The 16,368-nt window shown below is 53.6% G+C and carries 15 protein-coding genes; 7 read left to right on the forward strand and 8 right to left on the reverse strand.

Going from position 1 to position 16,368, the window contains the following annotated elements; all coding sequences use genetic code 11:
* Positions 1–38: 38 nt before the first annotated feature.
* From WC7_RS07245 to WC7_RS07235, 3 genes are all read left to right on the forward strand, one after another.
* Positions 39–752 (forward strand): TerC family protein, encoded by a 714-nt coding sequence (locus WC7_RS07245; RefSeq protein ID WP_016154277.1) that lies wholly within the window; start codon positions 39–41, stop codon positions 750–752.
* A gap of 144 nt (positions 753–896) precedes the next feature.
* Positions 897–1,115, forward strand: a complete 219-nt coding sequence (gene ygdR / locus WC7_RS07240) for a lipoprotein YgdR (protein ID WP_000758660.1) — start codon at positions 897–899, stop codon at positions 1,113–1,115.
* A 106-nt stretch (positions 1,116–1,221) separates the two neighbouring features.
* The gene (locus tag WC7_RS07235; RefSeq protein ID WP_016154278.1) at positions 1,222–2,262 is read left to right on the forward strand and encodes an NADP(H)-dependent aldo-keto reductase; all 1,041 of its coding nucleotides are present in this window, start codon (positions 1,222–1,224) and stop codon (positions 2,260–2,262) included.
* A 100-nt stretch (positions 2,263–2,362) separates the two neighbouring features.
* Here the strand turns inward: WC7_RS07235 and lplT are convergent, their stop codons facing one another.
* Together lplT and aas are read right to left on the reverse strand one after the other, a co-directional pair.
* Complete coding sequence (gene lplT, locus WC7_RS07230; protein WP_016154279.1) at positions 2,363–3,568, reverse strand: lysophospholipid transporter LplT; 1,206 nt, start codon at positions 3,566–3,568, stop codon at positions 2,363–2,365.
* Positions 3,561–5,720, reverse strand: coding sequence for a bifunctional acyl-ACP--phospholipid O-acyltransferase/long-chain-fatty-acid--ACP ligase (gene aas, locus WC7_RS07225; RefSeq protein WP_016154280.1), 2,160 nt, complete (start codon positions 5,718–5,720; stop codon positions 3,561–3,563). The genes lplT and aas overlap by 8 nt, the downstream gene beginning before the upstream one ends.
* 598 nt (positions 5,721–6,318) lie before the next feature.
* Here aas and galR point away from each other — a divergent pair.
* Both galR and WC7_RS07215 read left to right on the forward strand, forming a co-directional pair.
* On the forward strand, positions 6,319–7,347 hold the full coding sequence (galR, locus tag WC7_RS07220; protein WP_016154281.1) for an HTH-type transcriptional regulator GalR: 1,029 nt from the start codon (positions 6,319–6,321) through the stop codon (positions 7,345–7,347).
* 13 nt (positions 7,348–7,360) lie between these two features.
* The gene (locus WC7_RS07215; protein ID WP_008785715.1) at positions 7,361–8,371 is read left to right on the forward strand and encodes a LacI family DNA-binding transcriptional regulator; all 1,011 of its coding nucleotides are present in this window, start codon (positions 7,361–7,363) and stop codon (positions 8,369–8,371) included.
* A 51-nt stretch (positions 8,372–8,422) separates the two neighbouring features.
* Here the strand turns inward: WC7_RS07215 and lysA are convergent, their stop codons facing one another.
* Positions 8,423–9,679: a diaminopimelate decarboxylase gene (lysA, locus tag WC7_RS07210; RefSeq protein WP_016154282.1), complete on the reverse strand. Its 1,257-nt coding sequence runs from the start codon at positions 9,677–9,679 to the stop codon at positions 8,423–8,425.
* Positions 9,680–9,797: 118 nt separating this feature from the next.
* Between lysA and WC7_RS07205 the strand changes: the two genes are divergently transcribed.
* Positions 9,798–10,733: a LysR family transcriptional regulator gene (locus WC7_RS07205; protein ID WP_016154283.1), complete on the forward strand. Its 936-nt coding sequence runs from the start codon at positions 9,798–9,800 to the stop codon at positions 10,731–10,733.
* Here the strand turns inward: WC7_RS07205 and WC7_RS07200 are convergent.
* Entirely contained in the window at positions 10,705–11,412 is a 708-nt protein-coding gene (locus WC7_RS07200; protein WP_016154284.1) for an aspartate/glutamate racemase, read from the reverse strand. The genes WC7_RS07205 and WC7_RS07200 overlap by 29 nt on opposite strands.
* Before the next feature lie 137 nt (positions 11,413–11,549).
* On the opposite strand from WC7_RS07200, the gene WC7_RS07195 reads away from it, so the two are divergent.
* Entirely contained in the window at positions 11,550–11,876 is a 327-nt protein-coding gene (locus WC7_RS07195; RefSeq protein WP_016154285.1) for a cupin domain-containing protein, read from the forward strand.
* Between the two features lie 144 nt (positions 11,877–12,020).
* Here WC7_RS07195 and kduD read toward each other — a convergent pair whose 3' ends face one another.
* The 4 genes from kduD to WC7_RS07175 form a co-directional block, all read right to left on the reverse strand.
* Positions 12,021–12,782, reverse strand: coding sequence for a 2-dehydro-3-deoxy-D-gluconate 5-dehydrogenase KduD (gene kduD / locus WC7_RS07190; RefSeq protein WP_016154286.1), 762 nt, complete (start codon positions 12,780–12,782; stop codon positions 12,021–12,023).
* A gap of 57 nt (positions 12,783–12,839) precedes the next feature.
* On the reverse strand, positions 12,840–13,676 hold the full coding sequence (gene kduI / locus WC7_RS07185; RefSeq protein WP_016154287.1) for a 5-dehydro-4-deoxy-D-glucuronate isomerase: 837 nt from the start codon (positions 13,674–13,676) through the stop codon (positions 12,840–12,842).
* A gap of 485 nt (positions 13,677–14,161) precedes the next feature.
* Entirely contained in the window at positions 14,162–15,340 is a 1,179-nt protein-coding gene (locus tag WC7_RS07180) for an acetyl-CoA C-acetyltransferase (RefSeq protein ID WP_016154288.1), read from the reverse strand.
* Between the two features lie 102 nt (positions 15,341–15,442).
* Positions 15,443–16,327 (reverse strand): LysR family transcriptional regulator, encoded by an 885-nt coding sequence (locus WC7_RS07175; protein ID WP_016154289.1) that lies wholly within the window; start codon positions 16,325–16,327, stop codon positions 15,443–15,445.
* Between the last annotated feature and the right edge of the window lie 41 nt (positions 16,328–16,368).

The raw sequence follows: 16,368 nt of genomic DNA on the forward strand, positions 1-16,368 counted from the left end.
ATAATTACCGCTTCTTTTTTTTGGCAGGACTTTGTTCGATGTTATTTGCATGGATAACCGATCCTAACGCCTGGCTTGCGCTCGGTACGCTGACGCTGCTGGAGATCGTTCTTGGGATCGACAATATTATTTTCCTCTCTCTGGTTGTAGCCAAACTCCCGACAGCGCAACGCAATCATGCCCGACGTATTGGGCTTGCGGCGGCGATGATCATGCGTCTGGCACTGCTGGCCTCTATCGCCTGGGTAACGCGTCTGACAAACCCGCTATTCGAAGTGTTTGGCGAGGCAATATCAGCGCGCGACCTGATCCTTCTACTGGGGGGATTGTTCCTGATCTGGAAAGCCAGTAAGGAGATCCATGAATCCATTGAAGGTGAGGAAGAGGGACTGAAAACCCGCGTTTCCTCTTTTCTGGGCGCGATTGTGCAGATCATGTTGTTAGACATTATCTTCAGCCTGGATTCCGTGATTACTGCGGTAGGCTTGTCCGATCATCTGTTTATCATGATGGCGGCAGTGGTGATTGCCGTGGGTGTGATGATGTTTGCTGCACGCCCGATTGGCGATTTTGTCGATCGCCATCCTTCGGTAAAAATGCTGGCGCTCTCGTTCCTGATTCTGGTCGGTTTCACGCTAATTCTGGAAAGTTTCGACGTCCACGTTCCGAAAGGATATATCTATTTCGCCATGTTCTTCTCTATTGCGGTAGAGACCTTGAACCTGTGGCGTAATAAAAAAAATCCGCTCTGATGAAATCCATCGCTCCCCGCACGGGGAGCGAATGCGCGCCACACCTACCTCTTCTCACAGTTTAAGATTTTACTGCTTTCGCCATGCACAACTTCGCGTTATTACTAAACTATTGTCAGATGCAGGCCATGTGAGGATAAGCAGATGAAAAAATGGGCAGTTTTGATTTCCGCCGTAGGACTGGCTTTTGCCGTTTCCGGATGCAGCAGTGATTATGTAATGGCGACAAAAGATGGTCGAATGATCCTGACCGATGGAAAACCAGAAATTGACGATGATACCGGTCTGGTGAGCTATCACGACCAGCAAGGCAATGCGATGCAGATTAATCGCGATGATGTGTCTCAAATCATTGAACGCTGATGGTTGAGGTCAGCAGCGCGCTGGCCTTAACAATTTTACTTCCCTTTTTCTCTTCCCTCAGCCATTTTTATAATCCTTATGTCGTGATTATAAAAAGGAAACGGCTATGCAATATCACCGTATACCCCACAGCTCGCTTGAAGTCAGTACACTGGGGCTGGGCACAATGACGTTTGGTGAACAAAACAGCGAAGCCGACGCACATGCACAGCTCGATTATGCCGTAGAACAAGGCATAAATTTGATCGACGTTGCCGAGATGTATCCGGTACCGCCGCGTCCTGAAACCCAGGGTCTCACCGAAACCTACGTAGGTAACTGGCTCGCCAAACACGGCAGCCGTGAAAAGCTAATCGTTGCTTCTAAGGTCAGTGGACCTTCACGTAACAACGACAGCGGTATTCGACCGAATCAGGCGCTGGACCGTAAAAATATTCGTGAAGCGCTGCACGACAGCCTGAAAAGACTGCAAACCGATTACCTGGATCTGTATCAGGTTCACTGGCCGCAGCGCCCGACCAACTGCTTTGGTAAGTTAGGCTACAGCTGGACGGACTCTGCGCCAGTCGTTTCGCTGCTGGATACGCTGGACGCGCTGGCAGAGTTTCAGCGCGCGGGGAAAATTCGCTACATCGGCGTGTCCAATGAAACCGCGTTTGGCGTGATGCGCTACCTGCACCTGGCGGACAAACACGATCTGCCGCGCATCGCCACCATTCAGAACCCCTACAGCCTGCTGAATCGCAGCTTTGAGGTTGGACTAGCGGAAGTGAGCCAATATGAAGGCGTTGAACTGCTGGCCTACTCTTGCCTTGGCTTCGGTACATTAACCGGTAAATACCTGAACGGCGCGAAGCCAGCCGGTGCACGCAATACGCTGTTTAGCCGTTTCACGCGTTACAGCGGCGAGCAAACGCAAAAAGCCGTTGCGGCCTATGTGGATATCGCGAAACGCCATAATCTGGATCCTGCGCAAATGGCGTTGGCATTCGTGCGTCGTCAGCCGTTTGTCGCCAGCACCCTGCTGGGAGCCACGACGATGGAGCAGCTAAAAACCAACGTTGAAAGCCTGCATCTGGAGTTGAGCGAAGAAGTACTGGCAGAGATTGAAGCGGTGCATCAGGTGTATACCTATCCTGCACCGTGACGGTTAGTGCCTGATGGCGCTACGCTTATCAGACCTACAAATTGCTGCGTTCTGTAGGCCAGATAAGGCGACGCTGCCATCCGGCACATTCATTGTTCACTCATCTCGTACCAGGCTGGCGGCGCTGCCAAATCCACAGCGCCGCAATCGCCAGCGCAAACAGCGCGCCGAATCCAATACCAATCGCTACCGCCGGGATCCCCACCAGCACTGCCAGTGAGTAAATCCCGAGCATCAGCAGCATCGCGCTGTTTTCGCCCAGGTTTTGCACCGCGATCGCATTACCCGCACCAACGCTTTTCTTGCCCCGCTCCTGCAGCAACGCATTCAGCGGTACCACAAAGAAGCCACCTGACACGCCGATAAGCATCAGCAACGCGTAAGCCGGAAGCAGCGCATGCTGAAGTGAGAAAATCAGCACCACGACGCCAATCAGGATCCCCGCTGGCATACAGCGCGACACGGTTTCCAGCGTCACCAGCTTCGCTGCCGCCCCCGCACCTACGACAATCCCAATCGCTACCATGGCATTGAGGTAGGTCGGCGTAGCGTTATCGGTGATGCCGAGCGCCACCGGAACCCACAGCACCAGCAGAAAACGCAGCGTGACGCCCGCGCCCCAAAAAAGGCTGGTTCCGACCAACGAAAAACGTGTTTCACCGTTGCGCCACAGCGAAGAAGCGGCGCAGAAGAAACTGCGCGTCATTTTCCCCAGATGCCAGGATTGGCCAGGACGAGCCGCGGCCAGTTTCGGGATGTACAGGTTAGCCACCACGGCGCCAGCATAGGCCAGCGCACAGGCAGAAAGCGCGGCAATCACATGCCAGTCGGCCAGAACGCCGCCGGCGACAGAACCGAGCAAAATCGCGGCGATGGTGGAGGCTTCCATCAGGCCGTTAGCTTTGACCAGTTTGTCACCGGTGGTCAATTCACCGAGAATGCCATACTTGGCCGGTGAGTACGCGGCCGCGCCAATCCCCACCAGCGTATACCCGAGAAACGGATTAATGCCGAAGCAAATACTCGCCGCGCCCAGCAGTTTCAGGGCGTTCGCGAACATCATCACTCTGCCTTTGGCAAAGCTATCCGCCACCTGTCCAACAAATGGCGCAAACAGGATGTAAGCGCCCACAAACACCATTTGCAGGATTGGCTGGCTCCAGTCCGGATAAAATTGTTCCTTCAGCAGCGCCAGCGTGGCGAACAGCAGCGCGTTATCGCCAAACGCCGACAGAAACTGCGCGGCGATGACGGACATCATCCCTTTGGACCAGATTGAAGTGTTAGTGTGCGCTGACTCAATCATGTTGTTTTTCCGGCTCATCGACCCAGCTTTTCAGCGTAACAAAATCCGGCTTACCGCTGCCGAGTAATGGGAGTTGCTTCAGGTGGCGAATATCACGCGGCACGGCAAGTTCAGGCACGCCATGCGCTCGCGCATACTGCTGTAGTTTTTCACGCGTGAGTTCGCTGTCGGTAGTGAACAGCACCAGCGCCTCACCTTTGCTGGCATCGCTCTTGATCGCCGTGGCGTGCATTTTGTCTGCAGATACCGCCAATGCCAGTTGCTCAACCATTTCCAGCGAGACCATCTCTCCGGCAATTTTAGCAAAACGCTTGGCGCGCCCCTGGATCTGTACAAAGCCGTTTTCATCAAAGCGGACGATGTCTCCGGTGTCATACCAGCCGCGCTCAATCTCACCCTGCGCATTTTCTGCCGTCGGCACTTCCAGCACGCCAGGTTTTTCGACGCGCAAATAGCCGCTCATAATATTCGGGCCTTTCAGTTGCAAACGCCCACCATCCTCAATACCCGGAACAGCCAGCAGTCGGGCATCCATGCCTGGCAAGATGCGCCCTACCGTTCCTGATTTTGCCGCCATCGGCACATTGATCGACACAACCGGCGCACATTCCGTCACGCCATAGCCTTCAAGGACACGCAGGCCAAATTTCTCCTGCCATAGCTGCTTTGTGCTGTCTTGCAGTTTTTCCGCGCCTGCCACCACATAGCGCAGGCGGTGGAAATCGTACGGATGCGCGAAACGCGCATAGTTGCCGAGGAACGTTGAAGTACCAAACAACACGGTGCAGTTCCGGTCGTATACCAGCTCCGGCACAATGCGGTAATGAAGCGGGCTGGGATAAAGAAACACTTCTGCACCGGTCAGTAGCGGCGTGAATAATCCCACTGTCAGGCCAAAGGAGTGGAACAGCGGCAGTGCCGACATAAAGCGGTCATCGGCGGTGAAATCGGCAATTGTTTTAATCTGCTCAACGTTCGCCAGAATACTCTTGTGGCTGTGAACCACGCCTTTCGGATGGCCTTCCGAACCAGACGTAAAGAGGATCACCGCAGCCTCTTCCGGCTGCTGTTTCACCTGCGCCAGATGCGGTGCCAGCAGATGTGAGAAAATCCACAGCTTATCGCTCAACGTCACATCGGCTTTTAAATCTTCCAGATAAACCCAGCGTACCTGGGTGAGCTGTTCCGGTAGATGCCAGAGTTTGCCTTTATCGAGAAACTGTCGGGAAGTGAAGATCGTTTTGATTTCAGACGCAGTAATGGCGCTGGTTAACCCTTTCACGCCCGCCGTGTAGTTCATCATGGCCGGAATGCGTCGACGCGCAATGGCTCCAAAAATGACCGCCGCGCTGATCCCCGCATTTGGCAGCATCAGGCCGATTTTTTCACCTTCGGCGCTGTATTTTTCCAGAATACGGGCCACAAAGAGCGTCTTAGTCAGCAGCTTGCGGTAGCTGTCTGGCGTAAAGTTAACATCTTCAATGCAGTTTTTGCCCGCGCCAAAACGGTATTTTGCCGCCAGCAGCGACTCGTATAGCGTTTCACGCGGGCGTACCGCCATGCGTGCTTCCATCATAATTTGATGCAGCATTTCACCGGCGATTTTGCGGCGATCGCGCGCTCGCGGGGCTTCCGGCATTGGCATTTGGGTCGGCGGTAGAATGTGCAGTTGGATACGCGGGAAGAATCGCTGTTTAACCAGACCTTTCAGGCGGCTGAAGTGGGAAAGCTCTGCTCCCTCAATGCGGACAGGAACGACCGTCGCTCCCGACTTCGCGGCGACAAACCCGGCACCGTCATATATTTTCATCAACGAACCGGTGGTCGAAATGCGTCCTTCGGGAAAAATCACCACCGGACGGCCCTGCTCGACCAGACGGACCAGATGCTTAATCGACATCGGTTTGGTTGGGTCTAACGGCACGAAGTCAATCAGCGGGGTTAGCCAGCGCATATACCATTGCTGGCTGATCGAGGTGTAAACGGCGAAGACGGGACGAATCGGTAAAAATAGCGCCAGCAGGATGCCGTCTATAAATGAGACATGGTTGGGAGTGATTAGAACGCGTTCTCCCTGTAGCGCGCTGACATTGCCCGTGACGCGAACGCGGAAAAGCACGCGAAACAGATTACGAAAAAAGCCAAATAGCATCTCAACTCCCTGTGCCATTAATTATAGAAACATTAATGGTGGGAGAGTATACGAGTTGGGGAATGGGCGCGACAGGTAAACAGGTAAATACAGTCCGAAAAAAAACCTGCGCATCCGCGCAGGTCGGTGCAAGAGACAGGTACGAAGTGCGTACCGAATAATCTCACCAATCAATACCTCTGGGATCTTGATTGTGGTCGTCAGCAGCCAGATACGCCAGTACGAAAACGCAAAGGAATGAACCCAAATGCAACGAGTTGTGTAAATTATCGGTTACTGTTACAGATAGGCTGAAGGCAAAAAAAACCTGCGCATCTGCGCAGGCTGGTGTAATTCTAGTGATCAACCCGAAAGTTGATTTCACCTATCAATACCTCTGGGACCCCAACTTTAGCAATCCGCTCAGTTCTCCCACCAGCGAACAATCGCAACAGCACATCGCAAAGTGTAAGCAAAAATTAGCATTTTCTATTTTCTGTCTTATCTTCGCTCGCGCGCGCTCACATTTGCGAGGTCCTGACGGGCAATCTGCTTGAACAGCCAGCCATTTTCCGTAACACTGACGGAATGTAAGCGTTTACCCACAACAGGTACTATCATGGCGACCATAAAGGATGTAGCCCGACTAGCTGGTGTATCAGTCGCCACCGTTTCTCGAGTGATCAATGATTCCCCCAAAGCCAGCGAAGCATCGCGTCTGGCCGTAACGAGTGCAATGGAATCACTCAGCTACCACCCCAATGCGAATGCGCGTGCACTGGCGCAACAATCCACTGAAACCATCGGACTGGTCGTTGGTGATGTGTCCGATCCATTCTTTGGGGCAATGGTTAAAGCTGTCGAGCAGGTGGCCTATAACACCGGGAATTTTTTGCTGATTGGCAATGGCTACCATAATGAACAGAAGGAACGTCAGGCGATTGAACAGCTCATTCGCCACCGCTGCGCGGCCCTTGTTGTCCATGCCAAAATCATCCCGGATGCGGATTTGGCTTCATTAATGAAGCAAATCCCCGGCATGGTATTGATTAACCGAATTCTGCCGGGATTCGAACAACGCTGCGTTGCCCTCGATGACCGTTTCGGCGCATGGCTCGCTACCCGACACCTTATTCAGCAGGGCCATACGCGCATTGGCTACCTGTGTTCCAATCACAGTATTTCTGATGCGGAAGATCGTCTGCAAGGCTATTACGACGCGCTGGTGGAGAGCAATATACCGGTGAGCGATCGACTGGTGACGTTCGGCGAACCGGATGAAAGCGGCGGTGAACAGGCCATGACCGAGTTACTTGGTCGTGGCAAAAACTTCACTGCGGTAGCCTGCTACAACGACTCAATGGCGGCTGGCGCCATGGGCGTATTGAATGATAACGGCATTGATGTGCCGGGAGAAATCTCGCTGATTGGCTTTGATGATGTGCTGATTTCCCGCTATGTGCGCCCACGTCTGACCACGGTACGCTATCCCATCGTGACGATGGCAACCCAGGCCGCCGAACTGGCGCTCGCGCTGGCGGAGAAGCGGCCCGCACCTGAAATTACCCACGTCTTTAACCCAACTCTGGTGCGTCGCCATTCCGTTTCGGCGCTGACAGAGCCGGGGAACTCATCGTCAAACGATTAACCAGGATTGCGTCATGACTACGATGTTGGACGTTTCACGACACGCAGGCGTCTCAAAAGCGACCGTTTCGCGCGTACTAAATGGAACGGGTCAGGTAAAAGAGAGCACGCGCCAGAAAGTGTTCAAGGCCATGCAGGCACTCGATTATCGGCCCAATTTTTTAGCGCGCTCTTTGGCGAATCGCACCAGCAACAGCATTGGCCTGGTGGTTTCCACATTTGATGGATTCTACTTTGGCCGCCTGCTGCAACAGGCCTCGCGCCAGACGGAGTCTCACGGCAAGCAGTTGATCGTCACCGATGGTCACGACACGCCGGAGCGTGAGCAAGAAGCCGTGCAAATGCTGGCCGACAGGCAGTGCGATGCCATTATTCTCTATACCCGCTATATGAGTGAAAAGGCGATTATGTCGCTGATGAACAGCATTGCGATGCCCTTGCTGGTCATCAACCGTGATGTCAGTCAGGCCCGCGATCGCGCGATTTTCTTTGAGCAGGAAGACGCGGCGTATCAGGCGGTCAATTATCTGATCTCGCAGGGGCACAGCGATATTGCTTGCATCACCGTGCCAGGCCATACGCCTACCGGTAAATCCCGCCTGATGGGGTATCGTAAGGCTCTGGAAAAAAACGGTATTCCCTGGGATCCTGATAAGGTTAAATACGGCGACTCCACGATGACGCGAGGCTATGAAGCCTGTCGAGAACTACTGGAGGAAGGGGTGAAATTCAGCGCCCTGTTCGCCTGTAACGATGACATGGCATTAGGTGCATCAAAAGCGTTACATCAGGCCGGGCTGAGGATCCCGACGGACGTCTCGCTGTTTGGTTTTGATGATGCGCCCAGCGCCAAATGGCTGGAACCGGGGTTATCTACCGTTTATCTGCCGATTGATACCATGATAACCACGGCAATCGACCAGGCTATACGTCTGGCCAACGGTGAGAGCGTGGAGCCGATCCCTCCGTTTACCGGCAAACTGGTATTACGTGACTCAGTAACGCTCGGACCGTACTTTAAGTAATATGAAAAAGAGCCGGATGGCGACGCAAGCACCTTATCCGGCCAGCTTTACTCAGATTAATTCCAGCGCTAACAGCTCATCAATGGTCTGGCGACGACGAATCAGTCGCGCCACGCCGTTATCAAACAAGACCTCCGGCAGCAGCGGGCGGCTATTGTAGTTTGACGACATTGACGCTCCGTACGCCCCGGTATCATGCAAAACCAGATAATCACCCGGCACCACCGCAGGCAACAGACGGGTTTCCACATTTCCGCCTTCCTGCTGGGTAAACACGTCGCCTGATTCGCACAGCGGTCCGGCCACCACGGTCTCCCGTTGAGGAGTTTGTTGCAGAGAACGACCATCCCCCGCCAGCGCGGAGATATGGTGATAGCTACCGTACATGGCCGGGCGCATCAGATCGTTGAAGCCCGCATCGATCAGCACAAAGTGACGGCTGCCCATCTCTTTTACGCTGCGCACCTGCGCCACTAACACACCAGCTTCCGCGACCAGGAAACGCCCTGGTTCGATCTCCAGTTTGACGGCATGACCCAGATGACGCGCAATACTATCGCGCGCGGCGTTCCACAATCCAAAATAGTGATCGGTGTCGATCGCCTCTTCACCTTCGCGATACGGGATTGATAAACCGCCGCCTGCGGAGATCGCCTCCAGATCCTGACCAAATTCCACCACCTGACGCACCATCGCGCCGCACACCTGCTCCAAATGCGCGTAGTCCACGCCAGAGCCGATATGCATATGAATACCCACCAACTTCAGCTTATAGCGCTGAATTACCTCCAGCGCCGCCGGAAGATCGCTGTACCAGATACCGTGCTTGCTGTTTTCTCCCCCGGTATTGGTTTTCTGACTGTGTCCATGCCCAAAGCCAGGGTTTACGCGGAGCCACACGCGATGGCCCGGCGAGAGCTGGCCCAGTTGTTCCAGCATATCGACCGACCCGGCATTTACCGGAATGCTCAATTCATGCACCCGGGCGAGCGTCGCTTCATCAATCATATCGGCGGTAAAGACAATCTCATCTTTGCCCGGTACAAAACCTGCCGCCAGCGCGCGTTCAATTTCGCCAAGCGAGACGGAATCGACCTTCACGCCCTGCTCGCGCATCAGGCGCAAAATATGAATATTCGAACATGCCTTCTGGGCAAAACGCACCACGTCAAACTGACTCAGTTTGGCAATCTGCGCGCGAATAATCTGCGCATCATAGACCCACACCGGGCAGCCGAATTCGGCAGGCAGGCGCAACAGGTTGTCGGCGGTCAGGTCAGTGTCTGTGTTGTTGAGTGGGCGTGGCATGGCGTGCTCCGGTATTGGCTTTTTTATGATTACGCCACAGCCCAAAAAGAATAAAAAATATCGTTTTATCGTGAGTCTATGCAAAAATGATATGGATTAGCTCATTCGAGGATTGCCTATGCCCGCGGTTAACCTGCGCCACATTGAAATTTTTCACGCCATCATGACCGCTGGTAATCTGACGGAAGCCGCGCGCATGCTACATACCTCGCAGCCCACCGTCAGTCGGGAACTGGCCCGATTCGAAAAAGTCCTGGGATTAACGCTGTTTGAACGCACGCGTGGCCGACTGCATCCAACCGTGCAAGGCTTACGTCTGTTTGAAGAGGTACAACGTTCGTGGTACGGCCTGGACAGAATTGTGAGCGCCGCCGAAAGCCTGCGCGAATTTCGTCAAGGTGAATTGTCGATTGTTTGCCTGCCGGTATTTTCACAGTCCTTTTTACCGCCGCTGCTGCAGCCATTTCTCGCGCGCTATCCGCAGGTCAACATTCAGATCGTGCCGCAGGAGTCACCACTGTTGGAAGAGTGGCTGTCGGCGCAGCGCCACGATCTGGGGTTAACGGAAACGCTGCATACGCCTGCCGGAACGAAACGCACCGAATTGCTGGCGCTGGATGAAGTGTGTGTACTGCCGCAGGGGCATCCGCTGACCGAGAAAGCGGTATTAACGCCACAGGATTTTCAGGGAGAGAACTACATCAGCCTGTCGCGGACCGACAGTTATCGTCAGCTACTGGACACCCTGTTTAACGAACATCAGGTGAAGCGCCGTATGGTGATTGAAACCCACAGCGCCGCTTCAATTTGTGCAATGGTGCGGGCGGGCGTGGGGATCTCGGTGGTAAACCCACTGACCGCGCTGGATTATGCCAGCAGCGGAGTGGTTATCCGCCGCTTCAGCATTTCGGTACCCTTTACGGTCAGCCTGATCCACCCACTTCATCGCCCTGCCTCGGCGCTGGTCGATGCTTTTACGGCGCATCTGCAAGCTCAACTCCCGAGACTTATCGATCCGCTGGAGGCTATTTTGTATCCACAGACGAAAGCATAAACGCCACCGCATCTTGCGCATGGATTGCCGCGGTGTCGAAAACCGGTAATGGACTTAGCTCGGCTGGAACCAGCAGACCAATCTCGGTACAGCCAAAGATAACCCCTTGAGCGCCCTGTTTAGCCAACTGATCAATTACGCTCAGGTAGTAGTCGCGGGAAGCGTTGCTGAACTCACCGAGGCACAGCTCGTCGAAAATAATCTGGTTTATTTTCTGACGATCATCAGCCTCAGGAATAAGCGTGCTAATACCAAATTCAGTCTGTAGACGTCCGCGGTAAAAATCCTGCTCCATGGTGTAGCGCGTACCCAGTAGCGCCACGTTGCTCATCTGCTGTTTTTGTATGGCCCGCCCCGTCGCATCGGCAATATGCAGGAACGGCACGTCACAGGCGGTTTCAATCGCCTCAGCAACTTTGTGCATGGTGTTGGTACACAACACAATCCCCTCCGCTCCGGCTTGCTGAAGCCCTGCGGCGGCCTGCGCGAGGATCTCCCCAGCCCGCTGCCAGTCACCGCCAGACTGACAGGCTTCGATCTCGTGAAAATCTACGCTGTGCAACAGAATCTGTGCCGAGTGCAGGCCACCCAGACGCTGTTTTACCCCTTCATTAATGAGTCGATAATAAGGAATGGTGGATTCCCAGCTCATACCGCCTAACAGACCGATCGTTTTCATCATTTCCCCTGATTTGTTGTTATCTCTCCAGTGAACCAAAGATGTGATCAACTTTCCACATCTGTTGGCGCGCATTTCTTTTTTTAATTTTCTGATATAGGTTTAATGAAACATTGTTTTAATTACAGGAATACCGGATGTTTATTTTTCATAAAGAGACCACCCTTGAAGATCTGGGCAATGGCGTTACCCGACGCATTCTTGCTCACGACGGTAAAATGATGGCGGTTGAGGTGAACTTCGAGCAAGGCGCGATTGGTCCGATGCACAATCATCCGCATGAGCAGCTGACTTACGTTTTGTCTGGGGAGTTTGAATTTACCATCGGCGAAGAAAAGCATGTCGTTAGGGCAGGCGATACCCTATATAAACAGCCCAACATTATGCATGGCTGCGTCTGTTTAAAACCGGGAACGCTACTCGATACCTTTACGCCCATGCGCGAAGATTTTCTGCCTGCGTAATTTTATCTGTTCGTAATCTGCCTGGCGGCATAATGTTGTTCCAGAGGGAATGAATATGTCGCCTCCGGTGTATTGCTACATTCACTTTATGTTTAACCGACAAAACCTGCCAAAGGGCAGGGTTTGTCGGTTCTGGAAAGCGGGTTAACGCGCCAGCCAGCCGCCGTCTACCGCAACGGTATAGCCGTTGATATAGTCAGATGCGCTGGATGCCAGGAACACAATCGGCCCCATCAGGTCACTCGGCAGCCCCCAACGACCCGCCGGGATACGATCGAGAATTTCTGCGCTACGCTGCTCATCAGCGCGCAGCTGTTGAGTGTTGTTCGTCGCCATGTAACCCGGCGCAATTGCGTTGACGTTGATGTTATGTTTGGCCCACTCGTTCGCCATCAGGCGGGTGACGCCCATTACGCCGCTTTTAGACGCGGTGTAAGACGGCACGCGGATCCCGCCCTGGAAAGAAAGCATAGAGGCGATGTTGATAATTTTGCCGCCGTTACCCTGAGCGATAAAGTGCTTCGCCGCAGCCTGAGACATAAAGAACACGCTCTTAATGTTCAGGTTCATCACGTCGTCCCAGTCTTTTTCGCTGAAGTCGATCGCATCGTCACGACGGATAAGACCTGCGTTGTTGACCAGAATATCGATATGACCGAATTCTGCCACTGCGCGCTCCAGCAGCGCCGGAATGCCGTCAATTTGACGCAGGTCGGCGGTCAGACTTAAAAAACGGCGCCCCAGCGCGGTCACGCGTTCGATAGTTTCCGTCGGTTCAACGATGTTGATCCCCACGATATCGCAGCCCGCTTCAGCCAAACCCAACGCCATACCCTGACCCAGGCCAGTGTCACAACCGGTCACAACGGCGACCTTACCTTCAAGAGAGAATGCATTCAAAATCATTGTAAATCCTTAATTTTTTATAATGCCCGCCGCAGCAGGCACGGCTATCGCCCGCAACTAGCGCAGATCTTTGACGGCTACATGGTCCATATCATCAAAGACCTGGTTTTCGCCGACCATGCCCCAAATGAACGTATAAGCTTTTGTGCCAACGCCGGAGTGAATTGACCAGCTCGGAGAAATCACCGCCTGCTCGTTGTGCATCACAATATGACGCGTTTCCTGAGGCTGCCCCATCATGTGGAAGACGCAGGTATCTTCTTCCATATTGAAATAGAAATAGACTTCCATACGACGTTCATGGGTATGACACGGCATGGTGTTCCACAGGTTACCCGGCGCCAGTTCGGTCAGACCCATGCTCAACTGGCAGGTTTCCAGCACATCCGGCACAAAATATTTGTTGATGGTACGACGGTTACTGGTGAGGTCATCGCCAAGCGTCACTGGCGCAACGTCTGCTGGCGTGACTTTTTTGGTTGGATAAGTCGTGTGGGCCGGCGCGCAGTTGTAGTAAAACTTCGCCGGTTTCGCCGTATCGATGCTGGCGAATACCACTTCTTTGGCCCCTTTCCCGACGTACAGCGCGTCACGATGACCAATTTCATAGCACTGGCCGTCAACGGTAATCGTGCCCGGGCCACCGATGTTAATCACACCCAGCTCACGACGCTCGAGGAAGTAGGTTACGCCCAGCTGTTTGCCGACTTCGCCACCCACAGAGACGGTTTTGGCCACTGGCATAATGCCGCCAACAATGATGCGGTCAATGTGGCTGTAGACCATGGTGTATTCATCTGCGACAAACACTTCTTCGACCAAAAACTCATTACGCAGCTCCTGAGTGTCCAGGGTTTTCGCATGCGCACTATGGATGCTTTGTCTTACGTCCACATTTACCTCCAGTGATAAATTGACCGTGAATGCTTAAACGAATAGCAAAACGCTGTTCCGTTTTATCTTATGCACTCATGATATCCCTCCCGGAATAGGTTTTCAATTACAAATAAAACAACGTTTCACTTTTTCTGCATCTTATTATCAAAAGTGTAATTGCGATCACGCTAGCGCATATAAATCGCGGGAATGGTTTCAATAAAATCATTTAAAACAATTAGATAGATAAAAATAAACAAGAGTAGTTCATGAGGGGTTGGGGTAAGACATTGAAAATACAGCCAGCCTCACACGCCGTTCACACACCTTTTCTAACAAAGTGCGCTGTTAATCACATGAAATGAAACGTCGTTTTGATACGTTAGCAGAGTTTAGAGTGTATGTTTCTGTAACTGGCCTTGCCCTCCTGTTGGAGGGCTTTTTTATAGATGCAGGGGGAAATACAGTGGGAAAGGCGTTTAAGCAGAGAAAACTTCGGGTGGTTAATCTCGCTCGATAGCGAGCGCCACGCCCTGACCACCGCCGATACATAACGTTGCCAGCCCTTTGTGCGCCCGACGCTTCACCATTTCATGTACCAGTGAAACCAGAATACGACAGCCAGATGCGCCAATCGGATGACCGAGCGCAATGGCTCCGCCGTTCACATTCACCCGCCGTTCATCCCACTCCAGCATTTTTCCAACGGACAATGCCTGTGCGGCAAAGGCTTCGTTGGCCTCGATAAGATCAACATCAGCCAGTTGCCAGCCAACACGCTCAAGGCAACGGCGCGTCGCGTACACCGGTGCAATTCCCATGAGCGCGGGATCGACCCCGACGCTGGCAAAGGCACGAATGCGAGCCAGCACCGGCAAATTCAGCTCCTGGGCCTTGGCCTCGCTCATCATCATCACCGCAGCGGCGCCATCATTGATGGATGACGCGTTGCCCGCGGTTACTGAACCGAGCCTGTCGAAGGTAGGATCCAGACGCGCCAGCCCTTCTGCGCTGGCATCGGTGCGCGGCTGTTCGTCGGTATCCACCACGAACGATTGCCCATTACGCTGCGTTACCACCGGCACGATTTCATCTTTAAAGCGCCCGGCGTCAATTGCCATCCGCGCCTTGTGCTGCGAATGCAGTGCGTAGGCATCCTGCAGTTCACGGCTGATGCCATATTCCCGCGCCAGATTTTCCGCAGTCACGCCCATATGGTAATCGTTGAAAGCGTCCCAGAGGCCGTCATGCACCAGGCTGTCGACCAGTTGACTGTTGCCCAACTGTGCGCCGGTACGGCTATCAGTAAGGACATGCGGCGCACGGCTCATATTCTCTTGTCCGCCCGCAATGACAATGTCGGCTTCGCCGCACTGGATAGCCTGGGTCGCCAGATGCAGCGCTTTCAGACCCGAGCCGCAGACATCGTTAATGGTGATGGCGGAGACGGTATTGGGTAGCCCACCATTGATGGCGGACTGACGCGCCGGGTTTTGCCCGGCACCAGCGGTAAGCACCTGTCCGAGGATCACTTCATCCACAGCGTGAACGTCCACGCCCGTGCGATCCAGTAACGCCCTGACTACCATGCTACCTAATTCAACGGCAGAGTGGCGCGCCAGCGTCCCCTGGAAGCAGCCGATCGGTGTCCGTAACGCCCCGACTATCACAACCTCTTTCATCACCACCTCAGCGCAAAATAACACCGCAATAGTAGATGATTGTTAAAAAGAGTTATCAAGGTTGTTTAAAAACGGTGATTTTTATCACAAAGGAAATTCGTATCATTTATTGGTCATCTGAACGCCACTCTGCTGTAAATGGTCGCGCAGCCAACTTCCCGCCACGCCAGGCGGTGATTTCTTATTCCACAGCAGATCGATAGAGATAGCCTTTGGCCAGCCGGGCAGCATCAATTGGACCAGCGGTTTTTCTGCCGCAAACTCCTCCACCAGCGCACAAGGGAGCGCGCACCAGCCGAATCCCTGCACCGCCATACTCAGCAGCAACAAATAGTTAGGCGCCGACCAGACGGGGCCGCGCGCCACGTTGGTGCCGCTCTCCAGATAGGTATTCAGCCGCAGCTCTCGCCAGGTATGTAGCTGTTCCCACTGCAGTTTTTCTTGAGTCGCCAGTGGATGCGATGCCGCAACGTATAATCCCATCCAGGTTTGCATCGGCAGACGCGTGACGCCCATGTCGGTCGGGTAATCCTCCCGCGCTTCGATCAACCCAACCTGAGCACGTCCTTTTTGCAGCAGATCGATCACGTCTTCATCTTCGCCAATCAGACATTCAAACTCGGTATGGGGAAACTTGTGGTCAAACTGCACCATCAATTCTTCCAGCACATCCGGGTGCAGCGTGTCAGACAAAACGAAGGTCAGACGCGCTTCCGTTTCACCCGACAGCGAAATCGCTGCCTCATCAAGACGTTCGCTGGCCGTCAAAATTGCCTGCACATAGCCCAGCACCCGCTTACCTTCTTCGGTTAGCGTCGGCTGACGTGATGAGCGGTCAAACAGCGCAAAACCGAGATCGGCTTCCAGATGCGCAATGGCCGTGCTGATGGTGGACTGACTTTTACGCAGCCGCCGGGCCGCAGCAGAAAATGAGCCGCAGGAAACGGTCTCCACAAATGCCGTTAACGCTTCAGGAGAGTAACGCATGAACTATCTACTTTATCGATGGATACTATCTTTTAGATATC

Source organism: Citrobacter sp. KTE151, from assembly GCF_000398845.1.
GTDB lineage: Bacteria > Pseudomonadota > Gammaproteobacteria > Enterobacterales > Enterobacteriaceae > Citrobacter > Citrobacter braakii.

Excerpts from the sequence above, each read along its gene's own strand:
- galR (WP_016154281.1), top strand. The coding sequence starts at position 6,319 with ATGGCGACCATAAAGGATGTAGCCCGACTAGCTGGTGTATCAGTCGCC.
- WC7_RS07215 (WP_008785715.1), top strand. The coding sequence starts at position 7,361 with ATGACTACGATGTTGGACGTTTCACGACACGCAGGCGTCTCAAAAGCG.
- WC7_RS07175 (WP_016154289.1), bottom strand. The coding sequence starts at position 16,327 with ATGCGTTACTCTCCTGAAGCGTTAACGGCATTTGTGGAGACCGTTTCC.
- WC7_RS07180 (WP_016154288.1), bottom strand. The coding sequence starts at position 15,340 with ATGAAAGAGGTTGTGATAGTCGGGGCGTTACGGACACCGATCGGCTGC.
- WC7_RS07235 (WP_016154278.1), top strand. The coding sequence starts at position 1,222 with ATGCAATATCACCGTATACCCCACAGCTCGCTTGAAGTCAGTACACTG.
- WC7_RS07200 (WP_016154284.1), bottom strand. The coding sequence starts at position 11,412 with ATGAAAACGATCGGTCTGTTAGGCGGTATGAGCTGGGAATCCACCATT.
- ygdR (WP_000758660.1), top strand. The coding sequence starts at position 897 with ATGAAAAAATGGGCAGTTTTGATTTCCGCCGTAGGACTGGCTTTTGCC.
- WC7_RS07195 (WP_016154285.1), top strand. The coding sequence starts at position 11,550 with ATGTTTATTTTTCATAAAGAGACCACCCTTGAAGATCTGGGCAATGGC.
- WC7_RS07205 (WP_016154283.1), top strand. The coding sequence starts at position 9,798 with ATGCCCGCGGTTAACCTGCGCCACATTGAAATTTTTCACGCCATCATG.
- lplT (WP_016154279.1), bottom strand. The coding sequence starts at position 3,568 with ATGATTGAGTCAGCGCACACTAACACTTCAATCTGGTCCAAAGGGATG.
- kduD (WP_016154286.1), bottom strand. The coding sequence starts at position 12,782 with ATGATTTTGAATGCATTCTCTCTTGAAGGTAAGGTCGCCGTTGTGACC.
- WC7_RS07245 (WP_016154277.1), top strand. The coding sequence starts at position 39 with ATGTTATTTGCATGGATAACCGATCCTAACGCCTGGCTTGCGCTCGGT.
- lysA (WP_016154282.1), bottom strand. The coding sequence starts at position 9,679 with ATGCCACGCCCACTCAACAACACAGACACTGACCTGACCGCCGACAAC.
- aas (WP_016154280.1), bottom strand. The coding sequence starts at position 5,720 with ATGCTATTTGGCTTTTTTCGTAATCTGTTTCGCGTGCTTTTCCGCGTT.